Genomic DNA, 15686 nt, shown 5'->3' on the forward strand with positions numbered 1-15686 from the left:
GGCCGGACTCCCGGCGGCTGTCCACATAGGGCAACTGCCCGCTGTGCAGCAGCCGCTGTGCAACAGAGTATAAAGGCGTGACCAGCAGGACTGCAGCCGGCGGCAAGCTCCGTCTTATGGCCGACCCCGACCTCAGCCCGCCCCTCCATTGGTCCGGCAGGCACCGGTCGGAACACGGCAGTCCGCTCCTGCGCTTCTCCGACCAGCTCGCGGCAGCGGCGGCGGACCTCCTTTGCCTCGCCGTCCCGGTTGACTGTGTGTGTTGCGGCGCGGAAGACCGGGCGCTCTGCATCACCTGCGACCGCCTTATCCGGCGCCTCACGGTTGCACCTTTCAGGGCAGAGAGCGGAGCCCCGGCACTGATGGATGTGGAGGGGAGAGTTCTTCTTCCGGCGGTGGCCGCCGGCGTCTACCGGGAAGAGCTCGCCCAGGCGCTGCTTTCCTTCAAGAGACACGGCCAGCATCAGCTGAAGAGAAGCCTGGGCCGGGCGCTTGCCGGGGCGGTCCGCGCAGCCGCCGAGGACTTTGATGGGATGTGTATTGTCCCTGTCCCCACCAGTACGAAGGCCTACCTGAACCGCGGCTTCAGCCCCGTCCATCTACTCCTGGCGGGAGCACGGCGCCACCTGCCGGGACTGGCCGTGGAGGACGTCCTTGCCAAGGCCGGCGGTTCAGCCCTGCAGTTGCCGGGCGGCCAGAAAGGCCTGGGCCGGGGCGCGCGGAGACAGCGTGTGCGCGGGTCCATGCGGGTGCACCGGCGAAGCCAAGGCAAGGTCGCCGGACGCCGCTGCATCATCGTCGACGACGTCCTGACCACCGGCGCCACGCTTGCCGAGGCAGCCCGCGTACTGGACAGGGCAGGAGCCCAGGTGGAGGGTGCCGTCGTCCTGGCGGCGACACGCCCGCCCGATGCCAAGGCCTGACCCAGCCGCATCCCTGCGGCCTGCGGAAGGCATCATGACTTAGAAAAAAATAAACCGGGAAAGGATGAATAACCGGTGCCTATGAACTAACGTCGGTGGTGGGTACCAAGAACAGAATGTACCTTTCGATGGCGGCTCGGAGAGGGGCTCGACTGTCAGGCAGATCGGCCCAGGGAAGCGCCGCCGTCGTGTCACCGAAGTCATTTGGAGGGCACCATGGAGTTTATGATCAGCGGACGAAATCTGACGGTTTCAGACCGGTTCCGCGAATACGCCGGGGAAAAAATTTCTAAGATCGAATCGCTTGGAGACAAGGTTCAGCGGGTCGATGCGAAAGTCTCCAAGGAGACCAATGCCCGGCAGACCGGCGATCAGCTGACCGTTGAGGTGACAGTACTGGGCCGGGGACCCGTGATCCGCGCCGAAGCAAGTGCCGCTGACAAGTTCGCCGCATTCGACCTTGCCTACAACAAACTGCTTGAACGGCTCCGGCGTGCCAAAGACCGCAAAAAGGTCCATCACGGACGGCACACCCCCAAAGCCGTCCGCGAAGCGACCGCCGCCCTCGAACCCGCAAGCGCACATGAACCGCTTTACATGGAGGCAAGCCACCGGAACGAGGCCGTGGCCGCCCCGGAAGAGAAGTCTCCCTACGATGTCGAGAATGACATCCCTGCCGGTAATTCCCCGGTCCTGATCCGGCGCAAGGTCTTTCCTGCCGCTTCCATCTCCCTTGACGACGCCGTGGACAACATGGAACTCGTGGGCCACGATTTCTACCTCTTCGTTGACAAAGCCACCAACACGCCATCGGTCGTGTACCGTCGCCGTGGCTGGACCTATGGAGTCATCACCCTTGACCACGAATGCGAACCAGGTGACACCGTGGTGGAGGAAAAGGTCATCGCATACCGTTCGGATGACGCCGCGGCAAACGCTTAAGGTGGTAAACACCTTCCACAGAGAGGACTGATGTGTCCGCGACGCTGAGCCTGGACCAGGCACGGCGGATCGCTTTGGCAGCGCAGGGACTCGACAAAGGACGGCCCACCGGCCCCGTGACATCACGGACGGTGGGCCGAACCTTTGCCCAAATCCAGCTCGTCCAGATCGATTCCGTTAATGTCGTCTCCCGAAGCCACCTCCTTCCCTTCTATTCGCGGCTGGGGAACTATGACCGGACCATCCTCCAGCGGATGACCGCAGTTCACCCGCGGCGCATGGTGGAGTACTGGGCCCATGAAGCGAGCTACATCAGGCCGGAACATTATCCGGATCTCCTTCTGTGGCAGAAAAGATCCTGGGTGGGAGCGTCCCGGATGGACCCCAGCCTTCGTGCTGCCATTGCCAGGCAAATACTGGATACCCTTGCACACTCCAGGCCCCTGACCGCAGCCGAACTGACGGCCAGAATGGGCCACGTGGAGGAGAAACAGACGGTGAACTGGGGTTGGAACTGGAACGCCGTAAAGAGGGTCCTGGAACACCTCTTCGAGGAGGGCATGGTCTCGGCGGCGTCGCGAACGGAGCAGTTCGAGCGCAGGTACACGCTGACAGCCAAAGTGCTGCCGCACATTCCTCCACAAGGAACAGCCGCCGCCGACCCTGCAGAAGCGATGCACCGCCTCGTCGATGCTGCTGCCCGGGCGCACGGCATAGGGACCGTACGGTGTTTCGCTGACTACTTCCGCACGCCTGCCACAGCCGCAGCGGCCGCCGTCGAGCATCTCCTGCAGCTGGGCAGGCTGGAACGGGTGACTGTCCGGGGCTGGAACCGTGAGGTCTTCCGGCACGTGGAGGCAAGGCTGCCCCGCCGTGCAACCGGTCGTGCCCTGCTGAGCCCATTCGATTCCCTGGTCTTCGAACGCCGGCGGCTCGAGGAATTGTTCGGCTTCCACTACCGTATTGAGATCTATACGCCGGAACACAAAAGGCGCTACGGGTACTACGTCCTCCCGTTCCTTCTCCGCGACCGGATCGTGGCGCGGGTAGACCTGAAGGCGGACCGCCAGGGCGGGAAACTCCTGGCCAGATCTGCCTACGCCGAACCCGGCGCGCCCGCGGACACCGCCGTCGAACTCGCCGCGGAGCTCCGGCTCATGGCCGGGTGGCTGGGGCTGCCCTCTGTGGAAGTCTTTCCCGTGGGTGACCTGGCCGGCAGCCTCGCCCAGGCTCTGCGGGGCGAAGGGCCTATCCGCTCTGAGGGAACAAACGGGCCCCCGGAGGGTGTCTCTCCCGTAGACTAAAAACGCCAGAATTCGGCGGTATAAGACTGGGAGCATCTTCACGTGGCATCACTTATCGAAAAACTTCTCCGCACGGGTGACAAAAAGACCCTTCGGCAACTGCGGAACTACGCCGATTCCATCAATGCCCTGGAAGACTCCTTCAAGACGTTCACGGATGCCGAACTCCGTGAGGAAACCGACCGGCTGCGCGAACGCCACCAGGACGGCGAACAGCTGGACGATCTGCTTCCGGAGGCCTTCGCCGCAGTCCGTGAAGCTTCCTCCCGCACCCTCGGGATGCGCCACTTCGACGTCCAGCTGATGGGCGGCGCAGCCCTGCATCTGGGCAACATCGCAGAAATGAAGACCGGTGAAGGCAAAACCCTGGTGGCGACCGCTCCCGCCTACCTGAACGCCCTGGTCGGCAAAGGTGTCCACGTCATCACAGTGAATGACTACCTCGCCGAATACCAGTCAGACCTGATGGGACGCGTCTACCGTTTCCTCGGCCTCACCAGCGGCTGCATCCTGGCCAACCAGGATCCTGCTGTCCGCCGCCGGCAGTACGCCGCTGACATCACCTACGGCACCAACAACGAGTTCGGCTTTGACTACCTCCGCGACAACATGGCGTGGGACAAAAACGAGCTGGTACAGCGCGGGCACCACTTTGCCATCGTTGACGAGGTGGACTCCATCCTCATTGATGAGGCCCGTACGCCGCTCATCATTTCCGGACCTGCACAGGGCGACACCAACCGCTGGTACAGCGAATTCGCCAAGGTGGTCCTGCGGCTCCAGCCTGAAAAGGACTACGAAGTCGACGAAAAGAAGCGCACTGTCGGCGTCCTCGAAAGCGGCATTGAAAAAGTGGAGGATTACCTTGGTATCCAAAACCTCTACGAGTCCGCCAACACGCCCCTCATCGGGTTCCTCAACAACGCCATCAAGGCCAAGGAACTCTTCAAGCGGGATAAGGACTACGTGATCCTTGACGGAGAAGTCCTGATTGTCGACGAGCACACCGGCCGCATCCTTGCCGGACGCCGGTACAACGAGGGCATGCACCAGGCGATCGAGGCCAAGGAAGGCGTCGAGATCAAGGCCGAGAACCAGACTTTGGCCACCGTCACGCTGCAGAACTACTTCCGCATGTACCGGAAACTCTCCGGCATGACCGGTACCGCCGAAACAGAGGCGGCCGAGTTCATGAGCACCTACAAGCTCGGCGTGGTGGCTATTCCCACCAACCGCGACATGCAGCGCATCGACCAGCCCGACCTGGTCTTCAAGAACGAGATGGTCAAATTCGACGCCGTCGTTCGGGATATTGCCGAACGGCACGAAAAGGGCCAGCCCGTCCTGGTGGGCACCACCAGCGTTGAGAAGAGTGAATACCTTTCCAAACTTCTCGCGAAGGAAGGCATCCGCCATGAGGTCCTGAACGCGAAGAACCATGCGCGCGAAGCCGCCATCGTAGCCCAGGCGGGCCGGAAGGGCGCTGTTACGGTAGCCACCAACATGGCCGGCCGCGGCACCGACATCATGCTCGGCGGCAACGCCGAGTTCACGGCGGTGGCCGAACTGGCCAAGCGGGGCCTGGATCCGGAGGAGAACGCCGAGGAATACGAGTCTGAGTGGCCGGCCGCGCTCGAAGCCGCGAAGCAGTCCGTCAAGGACGAGCATGAAGAAGTCCTGAACCTTGGCGGGCTCTACGTCCTGGGCACCGAACGGCACGAATCGCGCCGGATCGACAACCAGCTCCGCGGCCGTTCCGGCCGCCAGGGCGATCCGGGTGAGTCGCGCTTCTACCTCTCGCTGACCGACGACCTCATGCGCCTCTTCAACTCCGGTGCGGCGGAACGGCTCATGAACAGTTCCGTGCCCGACGACGTCGCGCTGGAATCGAAGCTCGTATCCCGGGCCATTGCTTCTGCACAGGGACAGGTCGAAGGCCGCAATGCCGAACAGCGAAAGAACGTCCTGAAATACGATGACGTCCTCAACCGCCAGCGTGAGGCGATCTACAGCGACCGGCGCCGGATCCTCGAAGGCGACGACCTGCACGAGAAAGTACAGTTCTTCGTCGAAGACACCGTCAGTGCCCTGATTGATGCCGCCACGGCGGAAGGCAACGGCGACGACTGGGACTTCAACCAGCTTTGGACCAACCTCAAGACGCTCTATCCTGTAAGCGTCACCCCGCAAGAAATTATCGAGGAAGCCGGCGGAAAGTCGCGGCTCACGGTTGAATTCCTCAAGGAGGAGCTGCTGTCCGATGCCCGGCTGGTCTACCAGGCGCGCGAAGAGGCCATAGGCTCCGAAAGCATGCGCGAGCTCGAACGCCGGGTAGTCCTCTCCGTCATCGGCCGCAAGTGGCAGGAACATCTCTATGAGATGGACTACCTTAAGGAAGGCATAGGCCTGCGGGCCATGGCGCAGCGTGACCCGCTGGTCGAGTACCAGCGTGAAGGATTTCTTCTGTTCCAGAGCATGATGGAAGCCATACGCGAGGAAAGCGTCGGATTCCTGTTCAACCTCGAAGTGGAAGTCACTCCCGCCCAGGACGTGGTGGTGGCAGACGCACAGGGCGGACACACCGAACACGTTGAACCGCAGGTCCGGGCTGCGGGGCTGGAAGCCCCGGAGAAGCCCGCCCAGCTGCAGTACACGGCGCCCAGCGAGGGCGGTGGAACGCAAACCAGGGTGGAGACCCGTTCTTCCGGCCGTTCCGGAAACCCCGCGAAGGCGGCAGCGCAGGATGCTGCAAAGCGTCCCGCAAAAAAGAAGCGCCGCTGACGCGTGTAAGGGATTGCACGTTGCGTCAGTGGCGAAGCTGAATGACAGGACCGGGGACAGTGTTCCCGGCCCTGTCATAACCCATCGTTTGTACCGCGGCAACCCACTTTTGGTGCATATCTTCAGCCGATGACGAGTTCGGTAATCCGCCAAACCTGTTTGCTCCGCTCGAGGCGGACGGCGACGGCGCGGGCGCGTAAGTCGTCCAGCACTACCGCACTGGCTTCGTAGACGCCGACGGAGACCTCGCATACACGGACCGAGCGGACCGTGGAGTTTCGATGGAGCCGGGCAAGCGCCGGGTTGCCGGTTCTGTTGAGCTGCCTCCTGATGAGGGCCGCACGGTGCTGAAGTGCTGCGAGGCAGCGGGGATCCAGCCGGCGCGCGAGCTGATGGACAGGCCGGATTCCTGCCAGCACTTCCATTGCTGCCTGCACGGTACTGCGGGCGATTGCGCGAACTTCCGCCAGATCGTCCACGGGGCGCAAAACTGCAGAAGGTTTGGGGTGAGAAGGAACCACCGGTGGAGCCTGTGGCTGCGGGGGCGGATGTCCTTGACTGCCCGGTACCTGAGCCGGTCTCTGAACAACATTATCGGGGACGGCGTTTTGCTGTAGGGTTTTTTGCTGCCCCGCCGTTTGCCGACCGGCCGTCTGCTGGACGGTTGTTTGCTGACCGGCATTTTGGATGCGTGCGGCGGGTATTGGTGTTACTGCTGTCATGAGCTTCCCCTGGTTGGCGGGCGGATGGGTCGGCCCGGCTCTATTTCTGGCCGGACAATGGTGCTTGAAGAATCTGTCCTGGGAGCAGCACATCGGGGTTTGGCCCTATGACTGCGCGGTTGGCCTCGAACCATCGTGGCCATTCAAGTGCTATGTCCACATCTGACGCGCCCTCTCCGAGGTAACGGGCGGCTATGTCCCACAAAGTGTCCCCGGCGTGGACAGCGACGCCTTCAGCAGTGACGCCGCCGGCAGCCATACCGCCAGCCCCGGGTGCATCCGCAGTGGCCCTGGCGGCAGGAGGCGCCAGGAATCCAGGGCTTACGGGAAGGGCGGCAGGGCGCCATCCGGGGGCGATTGCCTGCGGGGGAGGCGTCGTTTTTCCAAGCGGTGCCTCATCCGCAGGCGTCGTGTTTTCCGGGGTCTGCGGGACCTGGACAGGGACCTGGTGCGGAATTGTTTCCACTGGTTCTGACTGCGCAGGGCCACCGCTTTTTGCACTCCCGGTTCCATCAGCGGCCGTTGCGCCTCCTGGCGTCTCGGAGGTGCCGGATCTCCCTCCGGAGCCAGGACTGTGGGGAGCGGAAGAAGACTGCTGCTGCGTCGGTGCCCATTCCGGACCCGGTGCCGTTGCTGCTGTTGCATGGGCTACTGGAGCGGAGAGGAGTTGAACGGACAGTGCACCCAGCACCAACCGGTGCATGAACCCCGGAGAGAGCTTTCGGATCACTGCTGCTGCCCGCGTTCTGCCTCTCAGGCCCAGCAGGGCTGCAGCGGCAGCAAACGCGAAGGACGACGTCCACCACACCACGATTGACGCTCCTCCTAGGGCTGCCGCAGTTGCCAGAAGCTGCTCCGCCCCAAGCTCCTGGTGCCGGGCGGACGAGTCTTTCCATTGCTGCAGCAGACCCTGCCCTATGCACGCGAGCAGAAGGCCGGGCAACAACACAACCAGCGCTGTCGCCAGGTCAGCGGGTCTGGTAGTGGGAGAAGCCCTAGGCACTTTTACAACCGTTAGGAGCCGTTTGATGCGCTTTGATGTTCATTGACACAGTTTGCTCGCAGCCCGTGGGTTTTGTCCATACGTTGGAAAGCAATATTTCTTATTGACCCCTCAGCTGCGTAGCCCTACGCTGGCGCAATGCGCTGGGATGCACTCTTCAACGACATGGAAAGCCAGATCGCCGAGTCCGACCGGCTCGCCTTCGATGCGGAGATCAACGAACGAGCCAGGGCGGAGATGGTGGGCACCGGGTTCGCCGACCGGCTCCGCGGCGCCTTGGGCTGCCGTCTCTCGGTGCATCTCGCATGCGGCGACGTCGTTCACGGGGCGCTCAGCCATGCCGGTGCCGACGCATTGGTGCTAAATGAGGAGCAGCATCAAGTGCTGGTTCCGTATGCCTCAGCAGTACAGTACGCAGGCCTGGGGAGGCTGTCAGTTGCGGAAGCGTCACCGGTGCGCAGGGGACTGGGACTTGCACATGCATTGCGCGGTTTGGCGCGGGACCGGGCTGAGTTGACGGTGATGGTGGGGCACAGTGCGCCGGCGGCCCGGCTGGTGGGGGTCATCGACAGGGTGGGCAAGGATTACCTGGACTTGGCGGTCTTTACGCCGGGGGAGGCGCGCCGCAGCAACCAGGTCAGTCAGGTGTCTGCCATCCCCTTTACTGCCATAGCAGCTGTCAGGTCGCGTCGGACGGGAGAATTTTAGGGCTAATTCTGGAGGGGCCGCACATCATGCGGCTGCTGTCGAACCGGCTGCGACGGTCAAACCGACTTCGATTTTGATTCCTGGATCATTCTGCTGGCCTCGGCATAACGCTCCTGGATGTACTGCTCCAGCATCTTTTCCTCGACCCGCCACTGGCCCCTGCCGCCAACCTGGATAGCCTTCAATTCCCCGCTCCGAACCAGCGCATATGCGGCCGGCGAGTTGATCTGAAGCTGCTCGGCAACATCTGCGAGTGTAAGGAACCTGGGCATGCATCCATTTTGCCATTGAATGAGGCAATCTGCTGCTGTTATCCACAGATTGGTCCTGTTTGCGCCCCATGACTTTTGTTCCAGCGTTACGGCGGCAACAATGAGGGTGTCCGGGCGCGGCAAGCAGGGCGGCGCAGCGAGGGGGAGTAGGTCTCATGGTTCCTGATTCATCTGCCACTGCGGCACGGCTCAAGCGGCCATCCTGGAAAGATCCCCGGCTGCTGGCCGGAATCCTCCTGGTCCTGGTCGCCGTCGCGGGTGTGGTTCTCCTCGTCGCCAGTGCCGACCGGACCACCGAAGTCTTTGCGGCCCGGGACGGCATCGCCGTGGGGGAGAGGCTCACGCAGGACAACGTGGTGCGTGCCAAAGTGCGCCTGGGGGACAGCGAGAGCCAGTATATAACGGCCGAGTCAGGGCTGCCGGAAGGTGTCGTCGCAGTGCAGCGCATCGGTAAGGACCAGCTGGTACCCCGGGCCAGCCTTGGCTCCGTGGACGAGCTTGACCGGAAGCCCGTGGCGCTCGCTATTGATGAAGTCCTCCCTGAACAGGCGGTGGCCGGCGCCAGGGTGGACGTCTGGGTTGCCCAGCCCGACGAACGCAACGGCTTCAACGAACCCAAGCTGCTTTTGCCCGGAGCTGAGATCGCCGAGGTGAGCGAAGGTTCCACAACCTTGGGATCGTCAAAGACCACAGTCCTGATGGTGCTGGTGGAGGACGGCCAGATGCCCGGCTTGTTGGGAGCCCAGGCCAACGAAGCAAAAATTTCAGTGGTATGGAACCCTGGCGGCGGCAGATGAGTATTCCGGTCATTACCGTCGGCCAGAGCAGGGAGGACCTGGTCGGCGGGCTCGAACGCCTGCATGGACCCGTCACAGTCGTTAGGAGGTGCGCGGAACTTTCCGAACTTCTCGCAGCCTGCCAGAGTGGATTGGCGCGCGCAGCAGTAGTCGCGGAAGGCTCTGAGGGGCTGACGTCTTCACTGGTTGACAGGCTCTCTGCGGTGGGAGTGGCAATCATTGCCCTGACGGACAATCCAGATGAAGCCGCCAGGCTCAGGGCCATAGGGGTGGCTTCCGCACTGACAGGAGTCGAATCAGCCGCGCTGTCGCAGAGAATTGCAGAGGCCGTGGCCCAGCTTACGGGGGCCGGGCCAAATACTGCCTTCAGAAGTGGTCCGGCCGACCCCGGCGCTGCGCTGAGGACGGTTGAGGCTGAGCCGCCGGCTGGGCCGGAGGAACCCGGGCCGGGCAGGATTATTGCGGTGTGGGGGCCCGCCGGGGCACCGGGACGGACAACAGTTGCCGCCAACATGGCCGGCGAGTTGGCGGCGGAAGGAAAGGAAGTTCTCCTTGTCGACGCCGACAGTTACGGCGCCAGCATAGCCGCCGCACTTGGGCTTCTCGACGAGTCAGCCGGCCTGGCGCAGGCCTGCAGGCTCGCCGACCAGGGCCTGCTGGACAGGGAGGCACTGGAAAAGGTTGCGGTGCCGGTGGCGACCAGGTCCGGCACCTTCAGTGTACTCACGGGTATCACCCGGGCTGACCGCTGGACTGAGCTCCGGGCGCCGGCCCTCACGCTGGTCCTCGAGCGGGCCCGGCAGATTGCCGAAGTCGTGGTGATTGATGCGGGCTTTTGCCTGGAGGCGGACGAGGAGCTCAGTTTTGACACCATGGCCCCTCGGCGGAACGCGGCGACCCTGCGGTCCCTTGAGCTGGCCGACGCGGTCTATGCGGTTGGAGCGGCTGACCCGGTTGGAGTACCAAGGCTGGTGCGGGGTCTTGCCGAACTGGAAGCAGCTGTTCCCCAGGCTGCGCCAATTGTGGTGATGAACAGGGTGCGCGCTTCTTCCGTTGGCAGGGGTCCGGAACGCCAGTTAAGGGACGCATGGGAACGGTACGGTCCCGCGTCCGGGCTCGAAGCCTTTTTGCCTTTTGACCTGGCCGCGGCGGATGCTGCCCTGCTGGGAGGCTCGCTTTTGCTGGAAGCGGCGCCCGAGTCCTCCCTCCGGCATGCAATCCGACAGCTTGTATGTGCACCCGCACAGCAAAAGCGGAAATCCTCTGTCTTTTCTTCCACAGCAGGGCGCCGGGCGAAGGACTAGGCTCGCCATAAGAGCTGCAATGGTGCAGCACATATCTTCTGATGGAGGCGTTTGTTGATGTCGTCTGGATCCAGCGTGGAGGACCAGCCCCTTTCCATTGAAGGAGCCGAGGGGTTTATTGGGGACTACTACCAGCACCTCGCCGAAGAGGACGCGCGGGCATATCCCCGGGACGTGCTGGTAGCGCGGGCCGACCGTCATCGAGAGGTCGCCTTCGTCCGGCAGCGGGGCCAGGCAAAGATATCCATCGTCGACGAGGAAGACAGCAGCGTAGTCTTCGTCGTCACGGACGACATGCCTTTCCTGGTCGACTCCGTCAACGCCGAGTTGGTCCGGCAGCATGCCGCGATCAAGCTGGTGATCCACCCGCTTTTTGTGGCGACCCGAAACCGCGAAAGCGGGGAACTGGTCAGGGTCAACAGGGTTCCGGCGCACCTTGGCATTTCCAGCGGTGACACGGCCGCCATGCCAAACCTGTCCCACCTGATCGCCCAGGGCGACAACGCCTCGCACATGGAGTCGTGGATCGCCGTCGAGATCAACCGCGTCACGGAGGAAGCCACGGCCGCCCTCCTTGAGGGCCTCGACCGCGTCCTCAAGGACGTACGCGCCGCCGTCGAGGACTGGCCGAAGATGCGCCAGCGTGCACGGCAGATTGCTGAAAGCCTGGACCAGACGGCGAACCCGGCACAGATTGCGGAATTGCGGCAGGCGCAGGACCTCCTGAGGTGGCTTGATGACGGAAATTTCACGTTCCTTGGCTACAGGGAATACGACCTGGTCAACGTTGAGGGGGAAGATGTCCTGGAACTGCGTGAAGACAGCGGCCTGGGACTGCTGCGGGCCTCCGCCGACTCTCCGCACATCCAGCACCTGACGGACACCGGCCGAAAGAAGGCCCGGGAAAAGCGCGCCCTGGTCATTACCAAGGCCAATTCGCGTTCCACCGTCCACCGCTCTGCCTACCTGGACTACATCGGGGTCAAGAGCTTCGACGCCGCGGGCAACGTCAACGGCGAGCGCCGCTTCATAGGCCTTTTTGCCACCAGCGCCTACACCGGTTCTGTCCGGGACATCCCGATCGTGAGGGAAAAGGTCGACGCAGTGCTGCGCAGTGCCGGCTTCCCGCCGGATTCCCACTCGGGCAAGGATCTGCTGGGAATCCTGGAAACCTACCCGAGGGATGAACTTTTCCAGATCGAGGTTCCGGACCTTGCGGCCACGGCTCTCGGCATCCTGAAGCTGCAGGAACGGCGGCGCACGCGCCTCTTCCTGCGGCCCGACATCTATGGACGGTTCATGTCGGCCGTGGTCTACCTCCCCAGGGACAGGTACACCACCAACGTCCGGCTCCGCATCGAGCAGGAGCTCCGCGAGACGTTCCAGGCCGTTTCCATTGACTACGAAGCCCGTATGACGGAGTCCGCGCTTGCCCGTCTGTTCTTCCGCATCCGGCTGCCCAAGAACGCAGACTTTTCCCACGTCAATGTGGGAGAACTCGAAAAACGCCTCGTACGGGCCGCCCGCTCCTGGAGCGAAGGCATCGCAGAGGTCCTGCGCGAGGGACGGGACGTCGCCGAGGCCAAGGAGCTGGCTGCCATCTGGTCGGAGGCATTCCCCGCCAGCTACCGGGTGGACTATGAAGTGGAGGACGCCCTTGAAGACATTGCGCGCTTCGAGAAGTACGGCGCAGCCGCGGAACGGGCTGAGGGCGCGGCACAGGAACGGCCAGGCGTCCATGTTTACCTTCCCGAAGGGGCGGGAGCCACGCTCGAGGAAGACGCCCGGGTCAAGCTCTACATGCTGGAGCCCAAGAGCCTGAGCCAGATCCTGCCCTACTTCCATAACCTTGGGCTGGAGGTCCTGGACGAGCGGCCGTTCGAAATCGAAACGGCGGACCGCCGCGATTTCTTCCTCTACGATCTTGGCCTGAAGTACCCGGCGAAGGTTGATCCCCTGTCCACCGGGCAGTTGCTCGCCGATTCCTTTGGTGCAGCTGTTACGGGAGCAGCTGAATCCGACAGCTTCGACCGGCTGGTCCTGCAGGAGGGCCTGCATTGGCGGCAGATCACGATACTGCGGGCCTACGCGCGGTACATGCGCCAGATGGGAAACACCAACTCGTTTGGGTTCATGGCGGATACCCTGCTGGCCAATCCGAGAGTGACCAAGGGGCTCAGCGCACTCTTCGCTGCCAGGTTTGATCCTGCCCTCAGCGATGAAGAGCGGGCCGAGGGTCAGGCTTCAGTCCGCCGCGAGCTGGAGGCCGCCATTGAGAAGGTGGAAACGCTCGACGCCGACAGGATCCTGCGCACGTTCGTCAACCTGATCGAGGCGACGCTCCGGACCAACTACTACCAGAACAAACCGCACCTGAGCTTCAAACTAGATCCGTCGCAGATTGACGGCCTTCCTTTCCCGCGCCCCAGGTTCGAGATCTGGGTCTATGCGCCGCGTGTTGAGGGCGTCCACCTGCGTTTCGGCAAGGTGGCGCGGGGCGGGCTGCGCTGGTCCGACCGCCGCGAGGATTTCCGCACCGAGATCCTCGGGCTGGTGAAGGCTCAGACCGTGAAGAACGCGGTCATCGTGCCTACCGGCGCGAAGGGCGGCTTCTACGCGAAGCAGCTTCCGGACCCCACGGTTGACCGGGCCGCCTGGATGGCGGAGGGCGTCGAAAGCTACAAGACCTTCATCAGGGGCCTGCTGGACATCACCGACAACCTCCTCACGGAAGGCGACAGCGAAAGGCTGGTGCCGCCGTCGCACGTTGTGAGGCACGACGACGACGATTCCTACCTCGTGGTGGCAGCAGACAAGGGAACCGCGACATTCTCGGACATCGCCAACGGGCTGGCCGCTGAGTACGGTTTCTGGCTCGGAGACGCGTTCGCCTCCGGCGGGTCCGTCGGCTACGACCACAAGGCCATGGGCATCACCGCGCGCGGTGCCTGGGAGTCGGTCAAACGGCACTTCAGTGAACTTGACCTTGACACCCAGACCCAGCCGTTCACGGTGGTGGGTGTGGGGGACATGTCGGGCGACGTGTTTGGCAACGGCATGCTGCTGTCCCGACACATCCGTCTCCTCGCGGCCTTCGACCACCGCCACATCTTCCTGGACCCGAACCCGGACGAGGAAGTCTCCTTCGCGGAACGGCGGCGCTTGTTTGAACTGCCCAGGTCCTCCTGGGACGACTACAACAAGTCGCTGATCAGTGAAGGCGGGGGCGTCTTTCCGCGGCAGGCAAAGTCCATTCCGTTGTCAGCGCAGGTCCGCTCGGCCCTTGGCCTTCCTGCCGACACCACCGAAATCAGCCCCCCGGAGCTACTCCGCGCAATCCTCCTGGCTCCGGCCGACCTCCTCTACAACGGCGGCATCGGAACCTATGTGAAGGCGAGTACGGAGACCAACGCCTCTGTAGGGGACAAAGCCAACGATGCCATCCGTGTGGACGGACGGGACCTGCGGGTCAAGGTGGTGGGCGAAGGGGGAAACCTCGGAATGACGCAGCGCGGCCGTATTGAAGCGGCGCTGCAGGGCGTCATCCTCAACACGGACGCCATCGACAACTCTGCCGGCGTGGACTGCTCCGACCACGAGGTCAACATCAAGATTTTCGTGGACCGGATGGTGGCCGCCGGAAAGCTGTCTGCGGAGGAGCGGGCCGGCTTCCTGGCGTCCATGACTGATGAAGTGGCACGGCTGGTGCTCGAAGACAACATCGACCAGAACATCCTGCTGCTGAACGACCGCACCAAGGTGGCCGAGTGGAGCCCGAGCTACGAACGGCTGATGGACTGGCTCGAAAAGAAAGCCGACCTGAAGCGGGACCTCGAGGCACTTCCCACCACTGAAGCGCTGCGTGAGCGGCTGCAGCAGGGGCAGGGGCTGACGTCGCCGGAACTGTCGGTACTCGCCGCCTACGCAAAGATCGAACTGGCAACCGCGCTGCGGGAAAGCGACCTTGCCGATGACCCCTGGTTCAGGAAAACCCTGCGTGCCTACTTCCCGGCGCAGCTGCGTGAGCGCTTCGACGCTGAGCTGGACACCCACCCGCTGCGCCGCGAGATCATCGCCACGGTAGTGGCCAACGACATGATCAACCTCGGCGGCATCACCTTCGCCTTCCGGGTGATGGAGGAAACCTCGGCTTCCGAAGTGGCGGTGGCCAAAGCCTTCGTGGCGCTGAGGGAGGTCTACGAGCTGGACGTCATGGTCGCGGAGCTCAACAGCCTGCCGGCTTCCTTCCCCACGGAACACTGGAGTACGGTCCACCTGGACATCAGGCGGCTGCTTGACCGCGCAGTGCGTTGGCTCCTGGGCCAAGGCACGGTATCCCGTTCGATTGAAGAGGTGGTCGCGGAGTTCAAACCCGTTATGGATCCGATGCGCGGCCGGCTGCTCGACTACCTGCGCGGGGACGACCGGGAAAGGGTTGCGGGCTGGCTGGAGACGGCACGGGAGTGGGAGCTTCCGGAGGGGCTCGCGCTGCGGTGGGCGGAGCTCTTCGAAAGCTTCGTGCTGCTCGATATCGCCAAAATCTCCCACGTACGCCAGGATCCGGTGGAGGAAATCGCTGCGGTCTACTACACAGTCTTTAACCGGTTCCACGCTGACTCCCTCCTGGAACGCATCAGCAGCCTGCCCCGGCAGGACAGGTGGCAGGCGCTTGCCCGCGCGGCCCTGCGGGATGACCTTTACTCCACAGTCTCGGACATCACGACGGCGGTGCTGGACGCCACTTCGGCCGTTGACTCGCCCGAGTCCCGTCTGAAGGACTGGGAGGCACAGAACGCCGAACAGCTCAGCAGGGCCAAGAGCATGTTCGACGAGGTCAATTCGCTCGAGGCCGACGATATGGCGTCACTGTCGGTAGCATTGAGGCTCTTGAGGTCAATCGTCCGACGCTAGCCAATCCGGCGTCGCAAAT

The 15686-nt window shown here is 63.2% G+C and carries 11 protein-coding genes; 8 read left to right on the forward strand and 3 right to left on the reverse strand.

Annotation, left to right across the window (positions count from 1 at the left end):
* The first annotated feature begins 77 nt into the window (after positions 1-77).
* The 4 genes from FDW81_RS00845 to secA all read left to right on the forward strand — a co-directional run bounded on the left by FDW81_RS00845 (position 78) and on the right by secA (position 5950).
* Positions 78-923, forward strand: a complete 846-nt coding sequence (locus FDW81_RS00845) for a ComF family protein (protein WP_240719804.1) — start codon at positions 78-80, stop codon at positions 921-923.
* Between the two features lie 216 nt (positions 924-1139).
* On the forward strand, positions 1140-1865 hold the full coding sequence (gene hpf / locus FDW81_RS00850) for a ribosome hibernation-promoting factor, HPF/YfiA family (protein ID WP_138132153.1): 726 nt from the start codon (positions 1140-1142) through the stop codon (positions 1863-1865).
* Between the two features lie 32 nt (positions 1866-1897).
* Entirely contained in the window at positions 1898-3169 is a 1272-nt protein-coding gene (locus FDW81_RS00855) for a winged helix-turn-helix domain-containing protein (protein WP_138132156.1), read from the forward strand.
* 42 nt (positions 3170-3211) lie between these two features.
* On the forward strand, positions 3212-5950 hold the full coding sequence (gene secA / locus FDW81_RS00860; RefSeq protein WP_138132159.1) for a preprotein translocase subunit SecA: 2739 nt from the start codon (positions 3212-3214) through the stop codon (positions 5948-5950).
* A gap of 122 nt (positions 5951-6072) precedes the next feature.
* Here the strand turns inward: secA and FDW81_RS18660 are convergent, their stop codons facing one another.
* Together FDW81_RS18660 and FDW81_RS18275 are read right to left on the reverse strand one after the other, a co-directional pair.
* Positions 6073-6429, reverse strand: a complete 357-nt coding sequence (locus FDW81_RS18660; protein ID WP_240719806.1) for an Rv3235 family protein — start codon at positions 6427-6429, stop codon at positions 6073-6075.
* Positions 6430-6712: 283 nt separating this feature from the next.
* On the reverse strand, positions 6713-7138 hold the full coding sequence (locus FDW81_RS18275) for a LysM peptidoglycan-binding domain-containing protein (RefSeq protein WP_240719808.1): 426 nt from the start codon (positions 7136-7138) through the stop codon (positions 6713-6715).
* 675 nt (positions 7139-7813) lie between these two features.
* On the opposite strand from FDW81_RS18275, the gene FDW81_RS00875 reads away from it, so the two are divergent.
* On the forward strand, positions 7814-8383 hold the full coding sequence (locus FDW81_RS00875; protein ID WP_138132162.1) for a hypothetical protein: 570 nt from the start codon (positions 7814-7816) through the stop codon (positions 8381-8383).
* A gap of 56 nt (positions 8384-8439) precedes the next feature.
* On the opposite strand, the gene FDW81_RS00880 is transcribed toward FDW81_RS00875, so the two are convergent.
* Positions 8440-8655 carry a helix-turn-helix domain-containing protein gene (locus FDW81_RS00880; RefSeq protein ID WP_138132165.1) on the reverse strand — a complete coding sequence of 72 codons (216 nt, stop codon included), beginning with the start codon at positions 8653-8655 and terminating at the stop codon, positions 8440-8442.
* 155 nt (positions 8656-8810) lie between these two features.
* On the opposite strand from FDW81_RS00880, the gene FDW81_RS00885 reads away from it, so the two are divergent.
* From FDW81_RS00885 to FDW81_RS00895, 3 genes are read left to right on the forward strand one after another with little or no spacing between them, the layout of a single operon-like run.
* Positions 8811-9452, forward strand: coding sequence for a hypothetical protein (locus FDW81_RS00885; RefSeq protein ID WP_138132168.1), 642 nt, complete (start codon positions 8811-8813; stop codon positions 9450-9452).
* Positions 9449-10756, forward strand: coding sequence for a P-loop NTPase (locus tag FDW81_RS00890; protein WP_138132171.1), 1308 nt, complete (start codon positions 9449-9451; stop codon positions 10754-10756). Before FDW81_RS00885 ends, FDW81_RS00890 begins: the two co-directional genes overlap by 4 nt.
* Positions 10757-10813: 57 nt before the next feature.
* Positions 10814-15667 carry an NAD-glutamate dehydrogenase gene (locus FDW81_RS00895; RefSeq protein ID WP_138132174.1) on the forward strand — a complete coding sequence of 1618 codons (4854 nt, stop codon included), beginning with the start codon at positions 10814-10816 and terminating at the stop codon, positions 15665-15667.
* Positions 15668-15686 lie beyond the last annotated feature (19 nt).

The organism is Pseudarthrobacter sp. NamB4 (assembly GCF_005796185.1).
Taxonomy (GTDB): Bacteria; Actinomycetota; Actinomycetes; order Actinomycetales; family Micrococcaceae; genus Arthrobacter.